Below are 2208 nucleotides of genomic sequence, written 5' to 3' on the forward strand. Positions count from 1 at the left end.
CGAGGGGTCCGAGCCGGGGTCCGCGGCGGGCGCGGTGCCCGTCGTGAAGTCGTACCCGCAGTTCTCGCAGAATAGCGCGAGCGCCGACGCCGGCGCGCCGCAGTGCGGGCACGTCGTCGTCCCGGCGGAGGCCGCCGGGTCGGGCGCGGGGGTGGGCGGCGCGGCCGACGCGGGGGTGGGCGCGGCGATGGGCGCGCCGCACAGGTCGCAGTAGTCGGTCGACTCGGAGGAGTGCCCGTTCGGGCAGAGCACGCTCATCGCTTGACGCGGGTGGTCTTGGTCGACGCGGTGTCGAGCGCCATCTCGTCGAGCTTGTTCGCGTTCCGCTTGAGCCGCACGGTCCCCGTCGCCTCGTCGTCGATCTCGACGACGCGCCGCAGCCGGCTCGTCGCCTCGTCGTTGCCGGTCTCCTGCGCCAGCTGGACGGCGCGGCCGAGCTTGACCGTCGCCGTCGCCTCGTCGCCCGCCGCCTTGGCGGCCAGGCCCTCCTGGATGGCCGCCGCGAGCTCCGCCTGCCCGGTGTAGTGCGCGACCTCGGGGCTGATCTGCGCCGTGAGGCTCGCGTCGTCCGACCACTTCGCCTTGACGAGCGCCGACGTCACGACCTCGCCGCCGACCGCGATCTGCACCCGGGCGGCGAGCTGCTCCGCGCCGACGCCCTTCGACGCGACGCGCACCGCCACGTGGTAGTCGCGCTGCTCGTCCCCCCACGAGCCCGTCGGGTACCCGCCCGTCAGCGGGTTGACCTCCGTGCGCCGGTCGGTGAGGTCCTCGACCGTCGGCGAGACCTGGCGCACCCACAGCACCTGCGCGCCCTGCGGCGCCCACACGCGCAGCTCGGCGTTCGCCACGCCGCGCCCCATCGACGCGCGGATGAGCGCGGCGAAGTCCTCGGCGATGAGGCTCGGCTCGGCGATGAGGTCGACGGTGCCGAGCAGCGCGGTCGAGATCTCACGCAGCTCGTCCACCTGCCACCGCGAGCCCACGCCGCGCGCGTCGCACTGGAAGTGCCCCGTCACGTCGTGCACGGCGCGCGAGAGCAGGCGGCGGGGCTCCGACTCGTTCTTGCCGTCGGTCAGCAGGATCGCGTGCCGCTGCTGGGCCTGCGGCACCGTCGCGAAGAGCTGGTCGGTCAGGTACAGCCACGTGCTCATCGCGGTGCCGCCCTGGGCCCGCAGCATCCCGATCGCGCGCTTCGCCTCCGCCCGCGCGCCCGGCTCCATCGGCACCATCGCCACCGGCGCGTTGGGGTACGGGAACACGCGCTGCGCGACGTGGCTGCCCCCGACGATCGCGAAGTACACGCCGTCGGAGATCTGGTCGACCGCGACCGCCGCGGCGCGCTTCGCCGCGTCGAGGTTCGCCCCGTCCATGGACCCGGAGGTGTCGATCACGAGGATCTCCGCCACACCGCCCGCCGTCGACGTCGCCGAGCCCGCCCCGCTGCTCGTCACCTGGACGATCGCGTGCACGTCCGTGCCGCCGGCGGGCAGGAACTCGTTCTGGAAGACGTCGGACGTGAAGGTGGCCACGCTCGCTCCTTCGGGGTCGGGGCAGGGGTCAGGCGGAGGTCGCTGCCGCGGGGGCCGACGACTGGAGGCTATCGAACGCGGTGCCGGGACCGACGCGCGCCAGGACGGCCGTGACGTTGTCCTTGCCGCCCTGCGCGTTGGCCCACCGGACCAGCTCGCCGGCGAGCGCGTCGGGCTCCGTGCCCGCCGCCTGCGCGCAGGCCCGGACCAGCGCCGCGACGTCCTCGGGCGCCGAGCAGTAGTTCCACAGGCCGTCCGAGCAGACGAGGACCCAGCCCGCGCCGCGCGTGCGGGTCGCGATCGTGCGCGGCTCGGTGTCGACGGCGTCCGGCCCGAGCCAGCGGGTGATCGCGTGGGCTTGCCGTGACGCCTCCGCCTCCGCGCGGGACATGCCCTGCGCGACGAGCTCGGTCGCCCACGAGTCGTCCTGCGTCAGCTGCTGGGCCGCCCCCTCGTCGGGCAGCCAGTAGGCGCGCGAGTCGCCCAGCCAGCCGACCACGAGCAGCGGGCCGTCGAGCACCGCGGCGACGAACGTGCAGGACGGGGGGTCGTCGCGCTGGGCGGCGTCGGGGGCCGCCGCGCGGATCGCCTCGTCCGCGACGGCGGCGGAGCGCTCGACGAGGTCCGCCCACGCGGCGGGCCGCCCCGCGTCGGGCGCGTCGACAGGCGCCTCGCC

At 75.5% G+C, this 2208-nt stretch carries 3 protein-coding genes; all 3 read right to left on the minus strand.

What is annotated here, in order from left to right; translation table 11 throughout:
• Positions 1-258: zinc ribbon domain-containing protein (locus HGCM_RS20345; protein WP_246119480.1), on the minus strand; the 258-nt coding region annotated here is incomplete at its 3' end.
• A complete protein-coding gene (locus HGCM_RS03135; protein ID WP_019135434.1) occupies positions 255-1532 on the minus strand; it encodes a vWA domain-containing protein in 1278 nt (425 codons plus the stop codon). The genes HGCM_RS03135 and HGCM_RS20345, both read right to left, overlap by 4 nt.
• A 28-nt stretch (positions 1533-1560) precedes the next feature.
• On the minus strand, positions 1561-2208 hold a 648-nt coding region (locus tag HGCM_RS16615; RefSeq protein WP_019135435.1), incomplete at its 5' end, for a PP2C family protein-serine/threonine phosphatase.

This window comes from Cellulomonas massiliensis JC225 (assembly GCF_000312005.1).
Classification (GTDB): Bacteria; Actinomycetota; Actinomycetes; order Actinomycetales; family Cellulomonadaceae; genus Cellulomonas; species Cellulomonas massiliensis.